The sequence below is a fragment of the Citreicella sp. C3M06 genome (genome assembly GCF_018860705.1).
Taxonomy (GTDB): domain Bacteria; phylum Pseudomonadota; class Alphaproteobacteria; order Rhodobacterales; family Rhodobacteraceae; genus Salipiger.
In genome coordinates this window covers 62,375-82,476 of sequence record NZ_JAHKQA010000072.1, presented here as the reverse complement: position 1 = coordinate 82,476, position 20,102 = coordinate 62,375, and the positions used below count along the sequence as shown (strand labels likewise).

The 20,102-nt window shown below is 65.1% G+C and carries 20 protein-coding genes; 6 read left to right on the top strand and 14 right to left on the bottom strand.

Annotated elements, in window-relative coordinates:
* Positions 1 to 77: 77 nt before the first annotated feature.
* From KO516_RS15315 to KO516_RS15300, 4 genes are all read right to left on the bottom strand, one after another.
* Positions 78 to 536, bottom strand: coding sequence for a cytochrome c-type biogenesis protein (locus KO516_RS15315; RefSeq protein WP_216004652.1), 459 nt, complete (start codon positions 534 to 536; stop codon positions 78 to 80).
* Positions 533 to 2,500 carry a heme lyase CcmF/NrfE family subunit gene (locus KO516_RS15310; RefSeq protein ID WP_216004651.1) on the bottom strand — a complete coding sequence of 656 codons (1,968 nt, stop codon included), beginning with the start codon at positions 2,498 to 2,500 and terminating at the stop codon, positions 533 to 535. Before KO516_RS15310 ends, KO516_RS15315 begins: the two co-directional genes overlap by 4 nt.
* 175 nt (positions 2,501 to 2,675) lie before the next feature.
* Complete coding sequence (locus tag KO516_RS15305) at positions 2,676 to 3,242, bottom strand: holin family protein (RefSeq protein ID WP_216004650.1); 567 nt, start codon at positions 3,240 to 3,242, stop codon at positions 2,676 to 2,678.
* Entirely contained in the window at positions 3,233 to 3,850 is a 618-nt protein-coding gene (locus tag KO516_RS15300) for a holin-associated N-acetylmuramidase (RefSeq protein WP_252737631.1), read from the bottom strand. The genes KO516_RS15305 and KO516_RS15300 overlap by 10 nt, the downstream gene beginning before the upstream one ends.
* A gap of 122 nt (positions 3,851 to 3,972) precedes the next feature.
* Here KO516_RS15300 and KO516_RS15295 point away from each other — a divergent pair, with 122 nt between their 5' ends.
* Complete coding sequence (locus tag KO516_RS15295) at positions 3,973 to 4,401, top strand: cupin domain-containing protein (protein ID WP_216004649.1); 429 nt, start codon at positions 3,973 to 3,975, stop codon at positions 4,399 to 4,401.
* 76 nt (positions 4,402 to 4,477) lie between these two features.
* Here the strand turns inward: KO516_RS15295 and KO516_RS15290 are convergent, their stop codons facing one another.
* The 4 genes from KO516_RS15290 to zwf all read right to left on the bottom strand — a co-directional run bounded on the left by KO516_RS15290 (position 4,478) and on the right by zwf (position 9,071).
* Positions 4,478 to 5,203, bottom strand: a complete 726-nt coding sequence (locus KO516_RS15290; protein ID WP_216004648.1) for a PRC-barrel domain-containing protein — start codon at positions 5,201 to 5,203, stop codon at positions 4,478 to 4,480.
* A 116-nt stretch (positions 5,204 to 5,319) separates the two neighbouring features.
* On the bottom strand, positions 5,320 to 6,900 hold the full coding sequence (gene pgi / locus KO516_RS15285; protein WP_216004647.1) for a glucose-6-phosphate isomerase: 1,581 nt from the start codon (positions 6,898 to 6,900) through the stop codon (positions 5,320 to 5,322).
* Between the two features lie 33 nt (positions 6,901 to 6,933).
* A complete protein-coding gene (gene pgl, locus KO516_RS15280; protein WP_216004646.1) occupies positions 6,934 to 7,611 on the bottom strand; it encodes a 6-phosphogluconolactonase in 678 nt (225 codons plus the stop codon).
* Positions 7,608 to 9,071 (bottom strand): glucose-6-phosphate dehydrogenase, encoded by a 1,464-nt coding sequence (zwf, locus tag KO516_RS15275; RefSeq protein ID WP_216004645.1) that lies wholly within the window; start codon positions 9,069 to 9,071, stop codon positions 7,608 to 7,610. Before zwf ends, pgl begins: the two co-directional genes overlap by 4 nt.
* Positions 9,072 to 9,292: 221 nt before the next feature.
* Here zwf and KO516_RS15270 point away from each other — a divergent pair, with 221 nt between their 5' ends.
* The 3 genes from KO516_RS15270 (at position 9,293) to KO516_RS15260 (ending at position 12,214) form a co-directional block, all read left to right on the top strand.
* On the top strand, positions 9,293 to 10,228 hold the full coding sequence (locus tag KO516_RS15270) for a nucleoside hydrolase (protein WP_216004644.1): 936 nt from the start codon (positions 9,293 to 9,295) through the stop codon (positions 10,226 to 10,228).
* Positions 10,225 to 10,671 (top strand): GNAT family N-acetyltransferase, encoded by a 447-nt coding sequence (locus tag KO516_RS15265; RefSeq protein ID WP_216004643.1) that lies wholly within the window; start codon positions 10,225 to 10,227, stop codon positions 10,669 to 10,671. Before KO516_RS15270 ends, KO516_RS15265 begins: the two co-directional genes overlap by 4 nt.
* Positions 10,672 to 10,795: 124 nt before the next feature.
* Positions 10,796 to 12,214, top strand: coding sequence for a YdiU family protein (locus KO516_RS15260; protein ID WP_216004642.1), 1,419 nt, complete (start codon positions 10,796 to 10,798; stop codon positions 12,212 to 12,214).
* Here the strand turns inward: KO516_RS15260 and KO516_RS15255 are convergent.
* Positions 12,211 to 12,396: a hypothetical protein gene (locus KO516_RS15255; RefSeq protein WP_371742091.1), complete on the bottom strand. Its 186-nt coding sequence runs from the start codon at positions 12,394 to 12,396 to the stop codon at positions 12,211 to 12,213. The two genes, KO516_RS15260 and KO516_RS15255, sit on opposite strands and share 4 nt — an antisense overlap.
* Positions 12,397 to 12,493: 97 nt before the next feature.
* On the opposite strand from KO516_RS15255, the gene KO516_RS15250 reads away from it, so the two are divergent.
* Positions 12,494 to 13,192: a DUF533 domain-containing protein gene (locus KO516_RS15250; protein ID WP_216004641.1), complete on the top strand. Its 699-nt coding sequence runs from the start codon at positions 12,494 to 12,496 to the stop codon at positions 13,190 to 13,192.
* Between the two features lie 38 nt (positions 13,193 to 13,230).
* On the top strand, positions 13,231 to 14,151 hold the full coding sequence (locus tag KO516_RS15245) for a DMT family transporter (RefSeq protein WP_216004640.1): 921 nt from the start codon (positions 13,231 to 13,233) through the stop codon (positions 14,149 to 14,151).
* Between the two features lie 14 nt (positions 14,152 to 14,165).
* On the opposite strand, the gene KO516_RS15240 is transcribed toward KO516_RS15245, so the two are convergent.
* From KO516_RS15240 to KO516_RS15220, 5 genes are all read right to left on the bottom strand, one after another.
* Positions 14,166 to 14,882 (bottom strand): alanyl-tRNA editing protein, encoded by a 717-nt coding sequence (locus KO516_RS15240; protein WP_216004639.1) that lies wholly within the window; start codon positions 14,880 to 14,882, stop codon positions 14,166 to 14,168.
* Complete coding sequence (locus KO516_RS15235) at positions 14,879 to 17,317, bottom strand: DUF3772 domain-containing protein (protein WP_216004638.1); 2,439 nt, start codon at positions 17,315 to 17,317, stop codon at positions 14,879 to 14,881. The genes KO516_RS15240 and KO516_RS15235 overlap by 4 nt, the downstream gene beginning before the upstream one ends.
* On the bottom strand, positions 17,317 to 18,342 hold the full coding sequence (locus KO516_RS15230; RefSeq protein ID WP_216004637.1) for a cysteine synthase A: 1,026 nt from the start codon (positions 18,340 to 18,342) through the stop codon (positions 17,317 to 17,319). The genes KO516_RS15235 and KO516_RS15230 overlap by 1 nt, the downstream gene beginning before the upstream one ends.
* 94 nt (positions 18,343 to 18,436) lie before the next feature.
* The gene (locus KO516_RS15225) at positions 18,437 to 19,552 is read right to left on the bottom strand and encodes an NUDIX domain-containing protein (RefSeq protein ID WP_216004636.1); all 1,116 of its coding nucleotides are present in this window, start codon (positions 19,550 to 19,552) and stop codon (positions 18,437 to 18,439) included.
* A 36-nt stretch (positions 19,553 to 19,588) separates the two neighbouring features.
* Positions 19,589 to 20,029 (bottom strand): TrgA family protein, encoded by a 441-nt coding sequence (locus tag KO516_RS15220; RefSeq protein ID WP_216004635.1) that lies wholly within the window; start codon positions 20,027 to 20,029, stop codon positions 19,589 to 19,591.
* Positions 20,030 to 20,102 lie beyond the last annotated feature (73 nt).

Here is a 20,102-nt window from a genome sequence, read left to right as displayed (position 1 = left end):
CTCCCTTTGGCTTGCTCCGCGCCATCAAACATGGCGCGGCAAGGAAAGGCAAAGCAAGACGCGGCGTCACATGCCGATCAGCCGTTGCCGTCGAGAATCTGCTTCAGCCGCGCCTGCTCTTCGGGGCTGAGCTGCGCTTCGCTTTCGGCCTCGGCCTTGGAGCGGGCGCGGATGTAAAGCCCGCCCAGCCCCAGCGCAAAGACGAACAGCAGCGGCCCCGCCGCCCAGAGCAGCCAGTTCCAGCCCCCGGTCGTCGGCCGCAGCAGCACGAATTCGCCATAGCGATCCACGAGATAGTCGATCACCTCGGCATTGCTGTCGCCCGCGGTGATCCGCTCGCGCACCAGCAGGCGCAGATCGCGCGCCAGCGAGGCGTTGGAATCGTCGATGTTCTCGTTCTGACAGACAAGGCAGCGTAGGCCCTGGCTGATCTCGCGGGCCCGGGCCTCTTGTGCGGGGTCGGCGAGGATTTCGTCGGGCTGCACCGCAAGCGCCGGCCCGCACAGCAGCAGCAAGATCAAGGCAAGGCGTTTCATTCGGCCGGCACTCCGCTGGGCTGCGTCGCCTTGCGCGCGCCAGCAGCAACGCGGAAACGCCGGTCGGACAGGCTGAGCGCGCCGCCAAGCGCCATCAGCAGCGCCCCGCCCCAGATCCAGTTCGCCAGCGGCTTGAGATACACTCGGACCGTCCAGCCTCCGCCCTGCTGGGCATCGCCGATCACCACGTAGATATCGCCGCGAAAGGCGTTGTGGATCGCCGCCTCGGTGGTCGGCATCTTGGCGACGGGATAGCTGCGTTTTTGCGGATAAAGATGCGCCACCTCCTCCCCGTCCTTGCGCACCGAGATCTCGCCCTGATCGGCGAACCAGTTCGGTCCCTGCACCCGCTCGACGTTCATCAGCTCGAACTCATAGGCCCCGACGGTCCACGGGGTGTTCAACGTGGCCGCACGGATGTCTTCTTGCTGCCACGCCATCAGCCCGGCGATCCCCGCCATGGTCACCCCCATGCCGGCATGAGCCACCGCTTTGCCCCAGTCGGCGCGCGGCAGTCGCAGCAGGCGGCCATAATCGCGCCCCTGCCCGATGCGCGTCAGCAGATCGGTCACAGAACTCGCCACCAGCCAAGCACCAAGGAACATGCCCACCGGCCCCATCAGGCTGCGCCCGCTCTGCATCGCCCAAGCCAGCCCGGCCAGCGCCACCGCCAGCACAAAGGCCGGAACCAGCTGGCGCAAGGCCCGGCCCATCTTGCCACGCTTCCAGCCCAGCAGCGCACCAATGGGCAGGATCACCCCCAGCAGCACCATGAACGGCGTAAAGGCCATGTTGAAGAACGGCGCCCCAACCGACAGCTTGCGGCCAAACAGCATCTCGGCCACCAGCGGCCACAGCGTGCCGACAAAGACCACGAAACAGGCCACCGCCAGCAGGATATTGTTGGCCACCAGCGCCGATTCACGGCTGACCACGCCAAACACGCCCTTGGCCTGCATCGTCCCCGCCCGCGCCGCAAACAGCGTCAGCGCACCGCCGGTAAACACCACGAGAATCGCCAGAATGAACAGGCCACGTTCGGGGTCCGTGGCAAAGGCATGCACCGATGTCAGCAAGCCCGACCGCACGATGAACGTGCCAACCAGCGAAAACCCAAAGGCCAGAATCGCCAACAGGATCGTCCAGCTCTTCAGTGCCTCGCGCTTTTCAACCACGATGGCGCTATGCAGCAGCGCGGCGGCCAGCAGCCACGGCATGAACGAGGCGTTCTCGACCGGATCCCAGAACCAGAAACCGCCCCAGCCCAGCTCGTAATAGGCCCACCACGATCCCAGCGCGATACCGATGGTCAGGAACAGCCAGCTGAGCAGCGTCCAAGGCCGCACCCAGCGCCCCCATGCCGCATCCACCCGCCCCTCAATCAGCGCGGCGGCGGCAAAGCTGAAACACAGCGACAGCCCGACATAGCCAAGGTACAAGAACGGCGGATGAAACGCGAGCCCCGGGTCCTGAAGCAGCGGGTTGAGATCCTGCCCGTCGAACGGCGGCACCGCAAGGCGCAGGAACGGGTTCGAGGTGAACAGGATAAAGGCAAAGAACGCCACGCCCACCATCGCCTGAACGCCCAGCACCCGCGCCCGCAGCGTCGGCGGCAGATTGCCCCCGAACCACGCGGCCATGGCCCCGAACAGCGCCAGGATCAACACCCACAAAAGCATCGATCCCTCGTGATTGCCCCAAACCCCGGAAATCTTATAGATCAACGGCTTGGCGGAATGGCTGTTTTCGACCACCAGCTTCAGCGAAAAATCCGAAACGATGAAGGCGTGCATCAGCGCGGCGAAACTGATCGCCGTCAGCAAAAATTGCGCGGTGGCAGCAGGCTCGGCAACGGCCATCCAGCCGGGCCAGCGTTTCGACGCACCGATCATCGGCACCACAGCCTGAACGCAGGCGATCAGCGCGGCAAGGATGAGGGCGAAATGTCCAAGCTCATTTATCATGTGCCCATCTATAGGGCACGCGCGCAGACCCGGCCAACGAAAACCGCGCCGCGCGCCTCATCACATTGTCGCAACCCAAAACGAAAAACAGGCGCGATCCAAAGACCGCGCCCGCGCTTCATCTTGCCAGATAAACTCCAGGGGTGAGGCCGCAAGGCCGAGGGGGCTGGCCCCCTTACCCCTGCCGTGCCTGCCACGCCGCCAGCGCCGGGTTGCCACCCGCATCGACCTCGCGCCGGTCGGGCGCAGGCAGGCTGGCACTCGGCGTGCCCACCGCGTCGATGTCGCGGATCTGCTGCACCACGCCCGGCACTTCGGCCATGCTCGCGGCGATTTCGCGGCGGAACTGGTGGCCCTTCACCTGATGGCGCGCGCCAAAATAGAACCCGACGATCGCCGTCAGCAGCCACCACATCGGATCGGGCACCAGTGCGATGCCCGCCATGCGCTCGGCAAACCACACCGGATCGACCATCGCCGCCACGAACAGCGCCAGCGTGCCAAGCGCCAGTGCCGGGCGCGGGATGCGGTTCAGCCCATCGATGAACCGGTCAAACCACGACGAGCGATTCGAGGTGAATTCCGTTCCGAACTGCTGCAAGGCGCTGGTCTGCATGCCCGCCTCGCGCGTGGCTTGCGCCTCGGCGTTCTCGCGAAACACTTCCGCCGTCTCGGCGATCACGTTGCGGCCCGAGCCGAACAGCAGTCCGAGCAGCGAGCCGACGATTCCGTTCATCCCCATGCTGCCACCCTCTGGCTGAATTCCGCATCGCTCATCCGAAACCGCGGCGAGATGAACTCCTCGGCGCGCTTGATCCAGCCGCCCTTGCCGCCCGCGCGGGTGCGGGCATATTTGCGCGAGGCCGGACGCCGGTCGGCAATGTCGAAATAATAATTGCGCCGCTCGATGCCATAAGCATCGCCGATCACGCCCGGGGCCTGCGCATAGGCGCGATGGGTCGCGGCAATGGTCATCGGGCCGATAAGCCCGTCGACCGACACCGTCTCGCCCATCTTCAGCAAAAGGCGCTGCAGGATCTTCACCGCATTCGACCCGGCGTTGACATACATGTCGAACACCGTGGCGTGCAGCACCTCCGGCAGCTCGGCAATACGCGGCCCGCTGAAGTAATGGGTCAGAAAAATATCCACCGCCTGCGCCCGGCTCAGCGCCTGAACGTCGCGCACATCCACATCACCGTCGCGGTCGAGATCGATGCCAAGCCGCCGCATGGTGTGGATGGTGACGCCGTATTTGGTGGCCCCGCCTGGATCGTCGGGGTCGTTCACGTAGCCGCCCTCGCGGGCGACGATGTCTTCGGCCATGCGCCGAACGTCGATGCTGGTCATGGTATATACTCGCTCGATGTGTCCGTTGAGCGGGCCGCCTCTTGCAAGGGACGCTTTCCCGCAGGACCAAATCTCGCCAATATTTCTTAACCAGACCCGACAGCAGCGTACGGAGCCCCCCGATGAGTTTGACCGCAGACGAGATCATCGCCCTGCTCGAGCTGTCCCCGCACCCCGAGGGTGGCCATTACCGCCAGACATGGGCTGCCGACTGCGCGCCCGGCGAACGGACAGCGGGCACCTGCATCTATTTTCTACTGAAGGCGGGCGAGCGCAGCCACTGGCACCGCGTCGATGCCGCCGAGATCTGGCTCTGGCATGCGGGTGCCCCGCTGGTGCTGTCGTTGGCGCCGTCAGACAGCGGCCCCCGCGAGGACCTTGTGCTTGGCCCAGACCTTGCCGCCGGGGCGCGCCCGCAGCGCATCGTTCCGGCGCATCACTGGCAGGCGGCGGTCTCAACCGGGGCGTGGACGCTGGTCAGCTGCACCGTCTCTCCGGGCTTTCGCTTCGACGGATTCACCCTCGCCCCGGCCGGGTTCGACATCTCATGACACGCCCTATTCATCTGATTGCAAAAGAAAAGGCCGGAGCAATGCTCCGGCCGATCCTTGAGAGAGACGTGATTGATCAGTTCGAGAACGATTCATCGACGTCCGGCATCTCCATCATCTGGTCCTTGGTGTAGGGAACCACGATGGCGTAGGACGCATCGTCCACCGGCACCAGATTCATGTCACCAAGCGAGACATGGATATGCTTGTCGCCAAGCCCGAGGAAGCCGCCAACTTCGGCGACGACACCTTCAAGCGAGCCATCCGCATTGAACACCAGATCTTCGATCTCGCCGACGCTGTTCCAGTTTTCGTCGATGGCGGAGTTACCGGTTGCAGCCATGTCGGCGCCAGCCTCGGTGCCTTCCGTAGTGAGGGTCGCAGTGCCGGATTCGGGCATCGCGGTGCTGTCGGTTGCCGCGCTGTCCATGGTCGCCTCGTCGCCCTCCATGTCCTCGGCTTCAGCATAGACGGTACCGCCAAGGATATCGCGTGCGCGGATCAGGCCGTCGGCATCATTGGCAAACAACGCCTGCGTATCGTTCCCGGCCTCGTCCATTTCACCTTCGAGATTATTGGCGGCATTGTGCATCGCATCGCCGGTCTGCTCGGCGGCATGTTCGATGGCATTGCCGGCGTCCTCGGCGGCCTGCTCCAGATTTTCGCCAGCCTGAGAAAGATTGGTCTCGGCCTGTTCCATGTTGTCATGCGTTTGCGGCGCGGTGTTGTCAGCGCTCTGGGCAAAAGCGGCACCACCGGCGGTCAGGGCAATCGCGGCAACGGTCATGGTAAGATGTTTCATAGCGTGTTCCTCCATTTCGTGTCGTCGTAGATGACGTATGCAGACACAACACGGAGATCCGGGGGCATGTTCCGCCCCCGGGAGAGAATTTATAAGCCCAATGTCAGGGAACTTTTTCAGACATTCTGCGACAGGAATGTCAGCAGCTGGCGGGTCGACCCATCCTTGCCCTCGGCGCTTTGCGCACCGCTGACCATCGGCCCCAGCGCCGTCGCCAGCTCTTTACCCAGCTCGACACCCCATTGATCGTAAGAGTTGATGTTCAGGATCACCCCTTCGACAAACACCCGGTGTTCGTACAGCGCCACGATGCGCCCCAGCGTCTGTGGATCGAGGCTGGCATAGACCAGCGTGGTCGACGGCCGGTTGCCCGGAAACACCCGATGGCGGGCCTGACGCTCAAGCTCGTCGCCCTCGAACTTGCCAGCGACCTTGCCGCGCGCCTCGTCAAGGCTGCGCCCGCGCATCAGCGCTTCGGATTGCGCAAGGCAGTTGGCGACGAGCAATTCGTGATGGTGGCGCAGCTCTGGCTCGTGTCCGCGTGCGGCGACCATGAATTCGCAGGGAACGACGCGGGTGCCCTGATGGATCAGCTGATAGAACGCGTGCTGACCATTGGTGCCCGGCTCGCCCCAGACCACGGGGCCGGACGTCACCGTCAGATCGGCGCCATCCATGCTGACGCCCTTGCCGTTGCTCTCCATCTCGAGCTGCTGAAGATAGGCGGGCAGACGGGCAAGGCGGTTGTCATAGGGCAGCACGGCGCGGGTCGTGTAACCCAACACCTGATTGTGCCACATGCCCACCAGCGCCAGCATCACCGGCATGTTCTGCGCCAGCGGCGCATCGCGGAAATGCGCATCCATCTCCATGCCGCCGCGCAGGAAGGCGCGAAAATCATCCGGCCCGATGGCGATCATCATCGACAGGCCGATCGGCCCCCACATCGAATAGCGCCCGCCGACCCAGTCTTCGAACCCAAAGACCCGGGTTTCCGGAATGCCCCATTCCGCCGCCTTCGCCTGATTGGAGGACAGGGCGATGAACTTGCCCTCGGTGGTCTGGCCCTTGGATTCCAGCCAGTCCCACGCGGTCTTGGCGTTGGTCATGGTCTCGATGGTGGTAAAGGTCTTGGACGCGATGATGAACAGCGTGCTCGCCGGGTTGCACAGCTTGAGCGTATCGGCAATGTCGGCCCCGTCGACGTTCGACACGAAATGGCAGCGCGGCCCGTCGTGGAACGGCGCCAGCGCGATGGTGCCCATCTTGGGGCCAAGGTCCGACCCGCCGATACCGATGTTCACCACATCGGTCACACCCGATGCGCGGATTTCCTCGGCCAGCACCTCCATGCGCCCCAGCGTCGCTAGCACCTCGGGCATCACGTCAGTGCCATCGACCAGCACCGGCGCGCCATCAAGGTTGCGCAGCGCCGTGTGCAGGACGGCCCGCCCTTCGGTCTCATTGATCTTTGCACCGGCAAACATCGCCTCACGGCGGGGCGCGACCTGCGCAGCCTCGGCCAGTGCCAGCAGCGCCTCCAGCACTTCGTCGTCAAGCTGGGTTTTCGAGAAATCCAGCAGCATCCCGCCCGCTTCTACCGAAAAGCGCGCCGCCCGGTCGGCATCTTCGGCAAACAGCGCTTCAATGCGCCGCTCTTCTCGCGCAGCGGCCAAGCGTTTCAGATCATCCCACATATCTCTTCCCTTCTGAAAGCACAGCGCGGCGGCTCATTGCGCCCAGTGCACCACCGCATCGCCGAGAATGGCATTCACCGGCGCCTCGCTCGGCGGTTTCCCTCGCAGCGCTTTAAGCACTTCCAGCTTTGCGGCGCCATAGATCACGACATGCTTGGCCATCGCACCATCCAGCACATGCGCGCTTAGCGTGATGCGCGGCTCCGGCGCGCCGGGCGCGCGCATCGGCAACAGGATCGGGGCATCCGGGGCCAGCGCCTCGGCCAGCTTGTCGGCGCCGGGAAAGATCGAGGCAGTGTGCATGTCCTCGCCCATCCCCAGCAGCGCCACCGCCAGCGGCAGCGACGGGGCGATGGCTTCGGCCAATTCCCCCAGCTTTTCCTCTGGCGTTTCGGCATCGGCATAAAGCGGCAGATACCGCGCCGCCGCGGCGCGGTCCGTCAACAACCGGCGCCGCAGCAGCGCGGTGTTGGACCGCTCCGAGCTTTCGGGCACCCAGCGTTCATCGGTGAGCAGCACGTCGACGCGGTTCCAGTCGAGATCGGCGGCGCAGAGCGCGTCGAACACCGGGCCGGGCGAGGTGCCGCCCGGCACTGCCAGCGCCGCCCGGTCGCGATGCCCAAGCGCCGCGCGCAGCTCCCCGGCAATCAGATTGGCAAGATCCATCGCCAGCATCTCGCGATCGGGATAGGTGCGCAGTTCGTAGGTCATGACTTGATCGCCCGCCAGCGGCGGCCGTCCCTGTTGATGAGAAAGGCGGCATCGTCCGGCCCGACGCTGCCGGCGTCATAGGGCTTGGGATTGTCGCCGCGCCGTTCCCAGCCCTCGATCAGCGGATCGGTCCAGGCCCATGCCGCTTCGACCTCGTCCCCGCGCATGAACAGCGTCTGGTTGCCGCGGATCACATCCATGATCAGGCGCTCATAGGCATCGGTGACCTCTTCGGCCTCCGGCCCCAGCGCATCGGCAAAGCTCATGTCCAGCGGCACGTCCAGCAGGCGCATGCCGCCCGGCCCCGGCTCCTTGATGGTAACGCCCAGCGTCATACCCTCGTCCGGTTGCAGCCGGATCGACAGCACATTGCGATGCCGCCCCGAATCGATGCCAAAGATCGAATGCGGCGTCTCCTTGAACACCACGGCGATTTCCGACGCCCGCGCGTTCAGCCGCTTGCCGGTGCGCAGATAGAACGGCGTGTTGGCCCACCGCCAGTTGGAAATATACGCCTTGAGCGCGATATAGCTTTCGGTCTTGGACGCGGGGTTCTCGGCATCCTCGCGATACGAAGCCACCTCGCCATCCGAGGTATACTGCCCGCGCACGATCTGATCGGGATCGATCGGATCCAGCGCACGGATCACCTTGAGCTTTTCATCGCGCACGGCATCGGCATCGAATTTGGCGGGCGGCTCCATCGCGATCAAGCACAAAAGCTGCATCAGGTGGTTCTGCACCATATCGCGCATCGCCCCCGAATGGTCATAGTAGGAACCACGCCCACCCACGCCCACGGTTTCAGCCACGGTGATCTGGATATGATCGACGTATTGCGCGTTCCACAGCGGTTCGAACAGCATGTTGCCAAAGCGCACCGCCATCAGGTTCTGCACGGTTTCCTTGCCGAGGTAATGGTCGATCCGATAGATCTGATCCTCTGCAAAATGCTGCGCCAGCTCTTCGTTCAGCGCGCGGGCGCTTTCCAGATCGTGGCCAAACGGTTTTTCCACCACGATGCGGGTTTCACGATGGGCCAGCCCATGCGTGCGCAGCCGCTCGGCCAGCGGTCCGAACAGGCTCGGCCCGACCGAGAAATAGAAGGCCCGGACAATGCCTTCGTCATCCGGGCGCAGCAAACCCTTGAGTTGCTCCCAGCCGCGATCACCGGTGGCGTCCACCGCAACATAGAACAGGTGGTCAAGGAAATCCTGCACCGCCGCGGCATCCTCGGCCTTGCGACCGGCGAATTCCTGCAACGCAGCGCGGATTTCCTCGCGAAAGCCCTCCTCGTCCATCTCGGACCGTGCAGCCCCGATGATGCGGCTCTCGGGAGGGATCTGCCCGCTGCAATAGCGGCGGAACAATCCGGGAAGGATCTTGCGCCGGGCAAGATCGCCAGTGCCGCCGAAGATGACGAGATCAAAGGGGGCGACGGGAATGACGCGGGAAACCATGTCGGGCGTACTCCGATTCTGAACGTGTGGCCGGAACTCGGCGCTGTTAGCGTTAACGCCAGCCCGCGCCGAGGGCAAGTCCAGTCCCGAGTGTAGCATCTCGCTCCAATGCGGCAATCACCCGTCGCGAAAAAGCGCCAGCAGCGGCCCGCTCTGGCTTGTAGCTTGAATGCGGGCGCGGCCCGTGGCACCCCTTGGCGGTCAGAACAAAAGGGGCAAACATGGCCGAGCGCATCATCATCGACACAGATCCCGGCCAGGATGACGCCGTTGCAATCCTGCTGGCGCTCGGCTCCCCCGAACTCGAGGTGCTGGGCATCACCGCCGTCGCGGGCAACGTGCCGCTGGCGCTGACGGCGCTGAACGCGCGCAAGGTCTGCGAGCTGGCCGGGCGGCCCGATATAAAGGTCTTTGCCGGCTGCGACCGCCCACTGCGCCAGCCGCTGGTGACGGCAGAACACGTGCATGGCAAGACCGGGCTCGACGGCCCGACCCTGCCCGATCCGCAGATGCCGCTGCAACCGGGCCATGCGGTGGATTTCATCATCGACACGCTGCGCGCCGAACCGCCGGGCACGGTGACGCTGTGCCCGCTCGGCCCGCTCACCAACATCGCCACCGCCTTTGAACAGGCCCCCGACATCGCGGCGCGGGTCAAACAGATCGTCCTGATGGGCGGCGCCTATTTCGAAGTCGGCAACATCACCCCCGCCGCCGAATTCAACATCTACGTCGACCCCGAAGCCGCCGAGATCGTGTTCCGCGCCGGCGCACCGCTGGTGGTGATCCCGCTCGATGTGACCCACAAGGCGCTGGTCACCAAGCCGCGCAACGATGCCTTCCGCGCCATTGGCACGCCGGTCGGCACCGCCGTGGCGGAGATGACCGATTTCTTCGAACGCTTCGACCGCGAGAAATACGGCTCCGACGGGGCCCCACTCCACGATCCTTGCGTCACGGCATGGCTGCTGAAACCGGCGCTGTTCACTGGCCGCCGGATCAACGTCGAAATCGAGGTGCACTCTCCCCTGACCCGCGGCATGACCGTCGCCGACTGGTGGGGCGTGACCGACCGCGCGCCCAATGCGCTGTTCATCGGCGATCTCGACGCCGATGGCCTCTTCGCGCTGATCACCGAAAGGCTGGCCCGCCTGTGAAGTCGCTGCATCTCGCCGATCCTTCCGATCTGCAAAAGCTCGCCGCCATGGTGCTGTCCTTTCACGCCGAACGTGGCTACGGCTCCGATCAGGCCCATGTCGAGGGCGCACTTACGCCTATCCTCGACGGCATGCCGCACGGCGCCATCTGGCTGATCGGGCCGCGCAAGGCCCCGGTCGGTTACGTCATGGTCAGCTTTGGCTGGAGCCTCGAATACGGCGGCCTCGACGCCATCGTCGATGAAATCTACGTGCGCCCCGCCGTGCGCCGCCGCGGCATGGGCGGCGATGCGCTTCACCAGCTCTCGGTCGGCCTGCGAGAGGCGGGCGTCTGCGCCATGCACCTCGAAGTCGACCGCTCCGACGATCGCGCCCAGCAATTCTATCGCCGCAACCGCTTCAAAATGCGCGATGGCTACGCCCTGATGACGCGCGAACTCTGATCCGCCGCGCCGCGCCCCCTCTTCATCTTGCCCCTAAACTCCGGGGGTGTGGGGGCTGGCCCCCACGGCTGCCCTCGCCGCAAGTGCCCCTTTCAACCTCTTTCAGGCCGCCTATATCCAGATCATGACCCTGCATATTCCCTTCGACAACAGCTTCGCCCGCCTGCCCGCCAGCTTCCACAGCAAGCTGAAGCCGCAGCCCGTCAGCGCCCCGAAGCTGATCGCATGGAACGCGGCCCTCGCCGAAACGCTGAACATCACCGGCAGCGATGATCCCCGCCTCGCCCCGATCTTCGCCGGCAACGTCATCCCGGACGGAGCCGATCCGCTGGCACAGGTCTATGCCGGCCACCAGTTCGGAGGCTTCTCGCCCCAGCTCGGCGACGGGCGCGCCCTTCTGCTGGGCGAGGTCATCGACCACGCCGGCGCCCGGCGCGACATCCAGCTCAAGGGCTCCGGACCAACACCCTATTCCCGCCGCGGCGACGGGCGCGCCTGGCTCGGGCCGGTGCTGCGCGAATACGTTGTCTCCGAAGCGATGCACGCGCTCGGAGTGCCCACCACCCGCGCCCTTGCCGCCGTGCGCACCGGCGAGACCGTCCTGCGCGAACGCCCGCTGCCCGGCGCCGTCCTCACCCGTGTTGCCGCCAGCCACATCCGGGTCGGACATTTCGAACTGTTCTCGTCGCGCGGCATGATTGCAGAGCTGCAACAGCTCTTCGACTATACCGTCGATCGTCATTACCCCAGCACCACCGATCCCACCGAGTTGCTGCAACAGGTCTGCGACCGGCAGGCGGCGCTTGTGGCACAGTGGATGAGCCTCGGCTTCATCCACGGCGTGATGAACACTGACAATTGCACGCTGTCGGGGGAAACCATCGACTATGGCCCCTGCGCCTTCATGGATGTCTACGACCCTCATCAGGTGTTCAGCTCGATCGACCGCAATGGCCGCTACGCCTACGCCGCGCAGGCAGAAATCATCGTCTGGAACATGGCCCAACTCGCCACCGCGCTGATCCCGCTGATGCCCGATCAGGACGCCGCCGTCGAAAGCTTCACCAAGATCGTGCACGGCATGGCCGATACGCTGCACCGTGAATGGCTCACCCGGTTTGCCGCCAAGCTCGGCATCAATGCCCCGACCCCCGAAGACGGCCCGCTGATCGGCAGCTTCCTACGGCTCATGCACGACAATCAGGCGGATTTCACCATCGCCTTCCGCGCCCTGCTGACCGATAACGCCCGCGACCAGTTCGCCGACCCTTCGGCGTTTGACGCATGGGAAACCGGCTGGCGCAAGCGGATCGACACCGAGGCTGATCCCGAAGCCCTGATGCGCCGCAGCAACCCGGCCTTCATCCCGCGCAACCACCGCATCGAACAGATGATCTCGGCGGCGGTCGATGGCGACGAACGCGCCTTTCATCACCTGAACACCGTGCTTTCGCGCCCCTATGACGATCAGCCCGACGCCGAAGAGCTGACACGCCCGCCGCTTCCAGCCGAAATCGTCCCCGCGACCTTCTGCGGCACCTAACGGCGGCTGATCAGCACCCAACCAAGCACCACCATCGCCAGCGCCGAGCGCAGCCCCGCCGCAAACACCGGAGAGATCCCGATATTGGTCAGCTTGACCACCACCTGATTCACCGCCAGCAGCAAGGCAAAGCCCGTCAGCCCCGCCGCCACGGCCAGATCCATTTGCCTGCGAACGTTCATGCCTCGCCGGACCACGCGACGATCCGCTGGTCAAGCCTTGGCGCTATGCAGTGCGGCTCCTATCTGACATGCTGACACCATCGGATGGAGGACCGACATGAGCCTTTTGAACACCCTTACCAAGCTGGCCCTCGGCTATGCTGCGGCGCGCGGCGTCGACAAGCTTTCCAAAGGTCAGGGCCTTGCCGGCTTGCTCGGCGGTGGCGCGCAGCTCAAAGGCTCCGAGCCGGGCACGACCGAGCAGGCACAGGCGGCCAAGGCGCTGACCGGCCCCGCCGCCAATCCGATGCAGAACATTATGTCACAGATCCAGCAAGGCGGGCTTGGCGCTCTGTTCAAGGATCAGGGCGGGCTGATGGCGATGGCTGGCAGCGTCATGGGCGCCGCCGGCCTCAGCGGTATGATCGACAAGGCCAACGCCGCCGCCGCCCAACCGCAGACCGAAGAGGCGGCACATCTGATGCTGCGCGCGATGATTCAGGCCGCCCGCGCAGACGGGCATATCGACGAAGCCGAACGCAAGCGCATCATCGACACCGTCGGCGAAGATGCCTCGCCCGAAGATCTTGCCACCCTGCGCGCGCTTCTCGACGCCCCAAGCGACCCCGAAGCCCTCGCCCGCGACACGCCAGAACCGCTCCGCGCACAGGTCTACGGCGCGGCGCTGCTGACCATCACCGTCGACACCGACGAAGAGGCAGAATTCCTCGACCGGCTCGGCAAGGCGATGGAGCTGCCGGAAATCGCGATCAACCAGATCCACATGCAGATGGGCTTGCAGCCGCTCTACCACTAGGCCACGTTGCGCCGACCCTCGCCGCAGCGGAACTTGCCATGCCCCAGACCTCTTCCCGAGGCATCCTTCTTGCCGCCTTCGGTGCGCTTGCCCTGACCCCCGACGCGCTGCTGATGCGGCTGTCGGAAATGGACGGGCTTCAGATGCTGGGTTGGCGCGGCCTCTGCACCGGGCTCGTATTCTGGGCCGCATGGCTGCTGACAACGCAAGATTGGTCCAGCCTGCGCCGGCTCGCCAGCCCCGCCGGGCTGGTCCTTGTGTTGGCACATTTCAGCAACGCGCTGCTGTTCCCGCTCGGCATCGCCCTTGCGCCGGTCGCCATCGTCCTGATCGCGGTCGCCTGCATGCCGGTCTGCGCCGCTCTGCTCTCGCGGCTCGTTCTGGGCGAGCCAACCAGCCGCGCCACATGGCTCACCATCGCAGCGGTGCTGACAGGCATTGCGATTGCTGTAACCGGCAGCGACGGCATGACCCTCAATGGCGATGCGCTCCTCGGGGCGGCTTGCGGCCTCGGTGTCGCGATGAGCCTCGCCACGACCTTCGTTACCCTGCGCCGCACCCCCGATCTGCCACTGCTGCCGGGTCTCGGCACCGGCGCTCTGCTTGCCGGACTCGCCGGTCTCTACGTCACCGGCCCGGCGCGGATGATCGACGGCAACGTCTCCGCCATCGTGCTGACCGGGCTGGTGATCCTGCCCGTCTCGTTCTTCGCGCTCTCCTCTGCCTCGCGCCACACTCTGGCCGCCAATGTCAGCCTGATGATGCTTCTGGAAACAGTGCTCGGCCCGATCTGGGTCTGGGCGTTTCTGGATGAAGCCCCAACCGCCCGCACCCTCGCCGGGGCCGCCCTCGTGCTCACCGCGCTTGCGATTTATCTCGCGCGGCCCCTGGTTTCTTCTGGCGTCAAATATCCTGGGGGGAGCCGAGGGCGGGGGGCAGCGCCCCCCTCTGCCCCCTGAGCAAGGCGCAAAACTCACTCCAGCGCGATGCTCACCCGCCGGTTCATCTTGCCCTTGTTCTCGATCTTGCCGATCCGAATGCGACCGATCTCGCCGGTGCGCGCCACATGCGTGCCGCCGCAGGGCTGAAGATCGACCTGATCGCGCCCCGACCCGATGCGCACCAGCCGAACCCGGCCCTGCCCACGCGGCGGCTGCACGGTCATCGTCTTGACCAGTCCCGGATTGGCGTCGAGCACCTCGTCATCAACCCAGTCACTGCTGACCACCAGATCCGCATCGACCATCTCGTTGAGCGCCCGCTCCAGCGCGTCCTTGTCGGTCGGTGGCTCGGGCATGGCGAAATCCAGCCGCCCGGTGCCCGCCGCAATCCAGCCGCCAGTCACCGGCAGCGGAATCACCACCGACAGCAGATGCAGCGCCGTATGCACCCGCATATGGCGATGCCGCCGTTCCCAGTCGAGATGCTGCTCGACCCGCAGCCCCACCGGCGGCAACGGCAGCGGCTCTGCCGGAACCAGCGCGACCGCACCGTCCTCGGTCTTGAGCGCCGTGGCGATCTTGATCGAGCCGCCGCGCCAGTCGAGCCGCCCGCTGTCACCCGGCTGCCCGCCGCCCTTGGCGTAGAAAATCACCCGGTCGAGCACGATGCCACCCTCGGGCGTATGCGCCACGATCTCGGCTGGCGCATCGCGCAGATAGGCATCGTCATTGTACAATAGCCGCGTCATCGTCCGCCATCTCCGTCTGCTGTGACAGCTTCGCCGCCATCGTCTCCATCGCGCCACGCCGGCATGGTGTCGTCGTCCGGGCGCTGCGTCTCGGGCTCGGGTGTCCGGGCCTTCGCGGCTTGGTCTTCCGGGTGCAGCACCTCGGGATTGCGCAACCAGACATCGCGCTGCGCAAAGGGAATCTCGATCCCCTCCTCGGCAAAGCGCCGGGCGATCTCATGGCGGAACTCCGAGGCCACGATAACCTTGCGCCCGACATCCCGGATCACCGCCCGGATGACGAAATCCAGAGAGCTTTCGCCAAACCCCTCTAGCGTGATACCCGGCTCGGGGTTCAGCAGCACCATGTCATGCTGGCGCACGATGCTGCGCAGGATGTCTTCGACCCTGCGGGTGTCGGTGCCATAGGCGACGCCGACATTCACCACCACCCGCCCGATCACGTTGCCCTTGGTGAAGTTCACCACCCGTCCGGACACGAAATCCGAATTCGGCACGATCAGGTCGGTGCGGTCAAAGGTCTCGATCCGGGTCGAGCGCACCGAGATCGACTTCACGATGCCCTGCGTGCCGCCAACCTCGATCCAGTCGCCTTCGGAGATCGGGCGCTCGATCAGCAGGATGATGCCTGAGACAAAATTCGACACGATGTTCTGCAAGCCAAAACCGATGCCGACCGACAGCGCCCCGGCGACGATGGCAAGCGATGACAGATCCAGCCCCGCCGCGGTGATCGCCACCAGCGCCGCCACAAAGATCCCGACATATCCCAGCCCCGAGACGATCGCCGTCTGCCCGCCGGGATCGATCTTGGTCTTGGGCAGGATCGTGCTGCGCAGCCCGCCCTGAACCAGCCGCGTCAGCCCATAGCCGATGGCGAACACCAGCACGAAGCTCAGGAAATCTCCCGGTGAAATCCGCGTCTCGCCAAAGACGAAGCCTTCGCGGAACCGCGTCCACAGTTCGGTCAGATCGGTGATGCGCGCGCCCCAGACCAGAGCCAGCAGCGGCAGCGCGCACAGACTCAGAACAAGCCCGGCCAGCACCGGCAGCAAGCTGTCGGCGCCCTGCGCGCTTTTGCCGGTGATCAATTCGTACAGATCGTTGATGAAGCGTTGCAAGACCAGCACGGCGGCAAGGATCGCCAGCGTCTGAATCGCCGGATACACCAGCGCCTTGCCGACCGCATCATAGCCGATCGCGGACATCACCGGGCCGATCAGCGCAATCGCAATGACGATCCGCCCCAGCACCCGCGCAAGCATCAGCCGGAAATGCGACTCATCCTGCATCGCCTCCTCGCCGACCCGGTCCGGGGTCATCCGGGACAGAATCTGGCCAAGCCGCGACAGCATGAGCGCGCAGAGCACCAACACCGGAAATTCAAGGATCACCTGCGTCGTGGGCGCCAGCCCGAACACCTCTCCGAGCGTTTCATGGGCGGATCGCAACACCAGAAGAACCGCGAGAATATTGGCATAATAGCGCCCTTCGCGGCGTTGGGCTGGGCGCAGAGGCAGCGTCGCAACGTCCTCGGAATGATGAAAGGTCTGCTCAGCCAGCCAGCGCACCGTCAGCAGCGTAATGCCCCAGACCGGCAGAAGCTCGAGAATGCGTTGCCCGTTCATCCCGACGAAACCCGTCGCACCAAGCGCAACGGTCAGCGCGATCAACCCCGCTCCCGGCAGGATGATCCCGGCAAGCGATGCCAGAAAGCCCCAGACGCCGGTGCCGCGCGCGGTGCGCTGGCGCAGCCACTCGACCAGCCGCCGGACCCAGACCGGGCCCCGGATCACCAGAAGCGCCGCCGATGCCAGCAGCAACGCAATGATCGGCAAACTGTTTCTTGCCTCGCGCTGCTTGACGTCCGAGGCGAAATTCACCCGTGTCTCGGCCCAGAGCGATGCCATCGAGGCATTGAATTCGTGCAGCGCCCCGCCCCAGAGCGCCGGGTTCAACGGCGATGGCCCGAGCTCCAGATATTGCTGGGCCTGTCGGTTGCGCACGATCTGGTCGATCTCGCCGATCAGCCCGTCGGCTTGGGTATAGGCCTCTTGCGCCCTGCGCACCGGGACCTGCAAACGCTCCAGTTCCGCCGCGAGGGACGCGCGGCGTTCAGCGATGTCCGCCGCTTCGCTTTCGCCGTCAGCAGGCGCCGGACCCAGCGCGGCAATCTGGGATTGCAACGTCTGGATCCGCGCCGCATTGGTGCTTTCGGCCTGAAGGAAGGTGTCGCGCCAGCCTGCGACATCGCTGCGCAACGCCCCGAAGGCTTCGCTCGAGGCTTGCGCCCGTTCGATCACCTGCTCGGCACGGTTGGCCAGCGCATTCCAGCTGTCGTAATCCAGCGTTGTGGTCTGCGCCCGCAACGCCGCGCCCGCCAGAATGGTAAGCGCGACACAAGCGGCAACCAGCCAGCGGAAAGCGGCGGACATCAGTCTTCGAAGACGCCGGGGATTGAGGCGGGTGCCCGGTCAAGCCAAGGCGGAACCGGCAAGCCCTTGCCCTTGAGGAACTCAGGGTTGAACAGCTTGGACTGATAGCGGTTGCCGAAATCGCACAGGATGGTGACGATGGTGTGGCCCGGCCCCATTTCCTGCGCCATGCGGATCGCCCCGGCGACGTTGACGCCGGACGAGCCGCCAAGGCAAAGCCCCTCGTGCGAGAGCAGATCGTAGACGATGGGCAGCGCCTCGGCATCGGGGATGCGATAGTTGAAATCCGGGGTGAAGCCTTCGAGATTGGCGGTGATCCGCCCTTGCCCGATGCCCTCGGTGATCGAATCGCCGGGGTTGTCATGGCCGGTGTAGATCTTGTACAGCCCGGCGCCTTCGGGATCGGCCAGCCCGACCTTCACGCCCTTGGGTTGCAGCGCCATGCCGACGCCCGCCAGCGTGCCGCCCGAGCCCACCGCGCAGATAAAGCCATCGACCTTGCCGCCGGTCTGCTCCCAGATCTCGGGGCCGGTGGTTTCGATATGGGCCTGCCGGTTGGCGATATTGTCGAACTGGTTGGCCCAGATCGCGCCATGCGCTTCGGTTTTCGCCAACTCTTCGGCGAGGCGACCGGAATAGCGCACATAATTGTTGGGGTTGGCATAGGGCGCGGCGGGCACCTGCACCAGCTCCGCCCCGGCAAGGCGCAGCATGTCCTTCTTTTCCTGGCTCTGCGTTTCGGGGATGACGATGACCGTCTTGAATCCCATCGACGCGCCAACCAGCGCCAGCCCGATACCGGTGTTGCCCGCGGTGCCCTCGACAATGGTGCCGCCGGGTTCCAGAAGGCCTTTTTCCATCGCATCGCGAATGATGAACAGCGCAGCCCGGTCCTTGACCGACTGGCCGGGATTGGCGAACTCGGCCTTGCCGAGGATGGTGCAGCCGGTCATCTCGCTGGCCTTGCGCAGCTTGATGAGCGGTGTGTTCCCGATGGCCTCGGCCAGATCCTGTGCAACCCGCATGGGTTCCCCTTCCTCTTCGCTTCGAAGCACAGGTTTAGGCGGCGCGCGGGGCAAACTCAAGCGCCGCTTGGGGCAAACCCGCGCGACGCGCCGCTCACGATTGCGCGCGGATCGCGTCGCGGTGGCGGGCCAGCCACAGCAGCATGCCCGCCAGAGGCACCACGTTGATCTCGCCGCTGTCGACCAGCGCCATGGCATGATCGAAGCTGATCACGTGGTTGCGGATATCCTCGTGTTCCTCGTCAAGCCCGGACAGGCCGTTATCGGCTGCGGATAGCGAACAGATGCCAAGAAAGCAGTGATAGAATTCAGTGGTGTAACCGGGCGAGGCATAGCCGCCCATGATGGGGCGCAGCTCGCGGATGTCTAGCCCGGCCTCTTCGCGCGCCTCGCGCAGGGCGCAGGTTTCGGGTGTCTCGCCCGCATCGACCAGCCCGGCGGGCGGCTCGAGCACCGAGGGGAACGGATCGCCGCGCATATAAGTGCCATAGCGCAGCTGCTCGACCAGCAGCACGCGGTCCGTCTCCGGATCATAGGGCAGCACCAGCGCCGCGTCATAGGTGACAAAGCTTTCGCGGCCGAAGGTTTCCGACATGGCACCATCAAAGCGCTGGTGGCGCAGATCGAACGCCCGCATCCGGAAAAAACCTTCGAATCCGGGCCGCTCGCGCACCAGTTCGACGGTATCGCGCCCGCGCCCCGAGCGCAGCGTGTGAGGCGCGCTATCCTGCGCAAGGATTTGCGCCCATGCACGGGCGGCGATGAAGCTGCGCAGCGCTGCGGTCTCGTCGCGCGGGGCCTTGCCAAAGCGCGCCATGACCTCGCGCGCGGTGGCGCAGGCCAGCTCACCCCACTCAGCGGCCCAGCCCTCTCGCGAAAATGGCGCGGCCTCCGGCACCGGATCCGTCACCGCGACCAGCGCGCGCAGCGTGCCTTTGCCAAGGCGCACGTCCAGTTCGCGAAAGCCATCCGCCGTTCCGGCAAGCCAGTAATCGAGCCGTGCCAGCTCATCTTCGGGAACATCCGGGATCAGCAACCCCTCGGCCTTTGCCCCCGCTTCGGGGCGCAGCACGGTTTCTGCCGGGGCGCCAGAATCGCACCCTACGGCGAAGCCATCCAGCGTCGCGGGCAGGCACACCGGATCGCGCCCTAGCACGATCGACAACAGCGGAGAGTGGCACAGGGTGCCGAAAACGAACAGATCGGGCAAGACTGGATCCTTCTTGGTGCCGTGCGGGCCCCGGTCTCAGCGCCAGTGGCGCGAGGCGATCTCGGGCAGGAAGCCGGTCACCACCGCCCCGATCACCATCAACATGATGAACCCGGTATTGAGCAGCAGCGCGCCATATTCAACCGCGATTTCAAAGATCGCGGCAAAGGCATCCAGCGCGCCACCATAGCGATGCTTCATCGCCAGATCGACCATTTCGACGGTGGAATGCAGCAGCAGCACCCAGATCAGCGCCGCCACAACGCCGGTAAACCCATGCGAGATGGCAGCGGCGGTGCCCCGCCCGGCCCGCGGCCCGACGATGATCCAGCCGCACAGAAACCCGATGAGGGTGTTGATATACGGGAACATGCCGAAATGCTCGCGCTCGGGCATCAGGCCCATCACGTAATCCGACCCCAGCCATGCCAGCCCTGCGAGACACAGGGCAGCGATCATGCGAGCGGCAGTGAACATGTGAAATGGCTTTCGAAAAAGGCGCGATATGGTAGCGTAAACGTCTTAGAAAAAACCCGCAACCACATGCGAT

Excerpts from the sequence above, each read along its gene's own strand:
- KO516_RS15315 (WP_216004652.1), bottom strand. The coding sequence starts at position 536 with ATGAAACGCCTTGCCTTGATCTTGCTGCTGCTGTGCGGGCCGGCGCTT.
- KO516_RS15310 (WP_216004651.1), bottom strand. The coding sequence starts at position 2,500 with ATGATAAATGAGCTTGGACATTTCGCCCTCATCCTTGCCGCGCTGATC.
- KO516_RS15305 (WP_216004650.1), bottom strand. The coding sequence starts at position 3,242 with ATGGGGATGAACGGAATCGTCGGCTCGCTGCTCGGACTGCTGTTCGGC.
- KO516_RS15300 (WP_252737631.1), bottom strand. The coding sequence starts at position 3,850 with ATGACCAGCATCGACGTTCGGCGCATGGCCGAAGACATCGTCGCCCGC.
- KO516_RS15295 (WP_216004649.1), top strand. The coding sequence starts at position 3,973 with ATGAGTTTGACCGCAGACGAGATCATCGCCCTGCTCGAGCTGTCCCCG.
- KO516_RS15290 (WP_216004648.1), bottom strand. The coding sequence starts at position 5,203 with ATGAAACATCTTACCATGACCGTTGCCGCGATTGCCCTGACCGCCGGT.
- pgi (WP_216004647.1), bottom strand. The coding sequence starts at position 6,900 with ATGTGGGATGATCTGAAACGCTTGGCCGCTGCGCGAGAAGAGCGGCGC.
- pgl (WP_216004646.1), bottom strand. The coding sequence starts at position 7,611 with ATGACCTACGAACTGCGCACCTATCCCGATCGCGAGATGCTGGCGATG.
- zwf (WP_216004645.1), bottom strand. The coding sequence starts at position 9,071 with ATGGTTTCCCGCGTCATTCCCGTCGCCCCCTTTGATCTCGTCATCTTC.
- KO516_RS15270 (WP_216004644.1), top strand. The coding sequence starts at position 9,293 with ATGGCCGAGCGCATCATCATCGACACAGATCCCGGCCAGGATGACGCC.
- KO516_RS15260 (WP_216004642.1), top strand. The coding sequence starts at position 10,796 with ATGACCCTGCATATTCCCTTCGACAACAGCTTCGCCCGCCTGCCCGCC.
- KO516_RS15255 (WP_371742091.1), bottom strand. The coding sequence starts at position 12,396 with ATGAACGTTCGCAGGCAAATGGATCTGGCCGTGGCGGCGGGGCTGACG.
- KO516_RS15250 (WP_216004641.1), top strand. The coding sequence starts at position 12,494 with ATGAGCCTTTTGAACACCCTTACCAAGCTGGCCCTCGGCTATGCTGCG.
- KO516_RS15245 (WP_216004640.1), top strand. The coding sequence starts at position 13,231 with ATGCCCCAGACCTCTTCCCGAGGCATCCTTCTTGCCGCCTTCGGTGCG.
- KO516_RS15240 (WP_216004639.1), bottom strand. The coding sequence starts at position 14,882 with ATGACGCGGCTATTGTACAATGACGATGCCTATCTGCGCGATGCGCCA.
- KO516_RS15235 (WP_216004638.1), bottom strand. The coding sequence starts at position 17,317 with ATGTCCGCCGCTTTCCGCTGGCTGGTTGCCGCTTGTGTCGCGCTTACC.
- KO516_RS15230 (WP_216004637.1), bottom strand. The coding sequence starts at position 18,342 with ATGCGGGTTGCACAGGATCTGGCCGAGGCCATCGGGAACACACCGCTC.
- KO516_RS15220 (WP_216004635.1), bottom strand. The coding sequence starts at position 20,029 with ATGTTCACTGCCGCTCGCATGATCGCTGCCCTGTGTCTCGCAGGGCTG.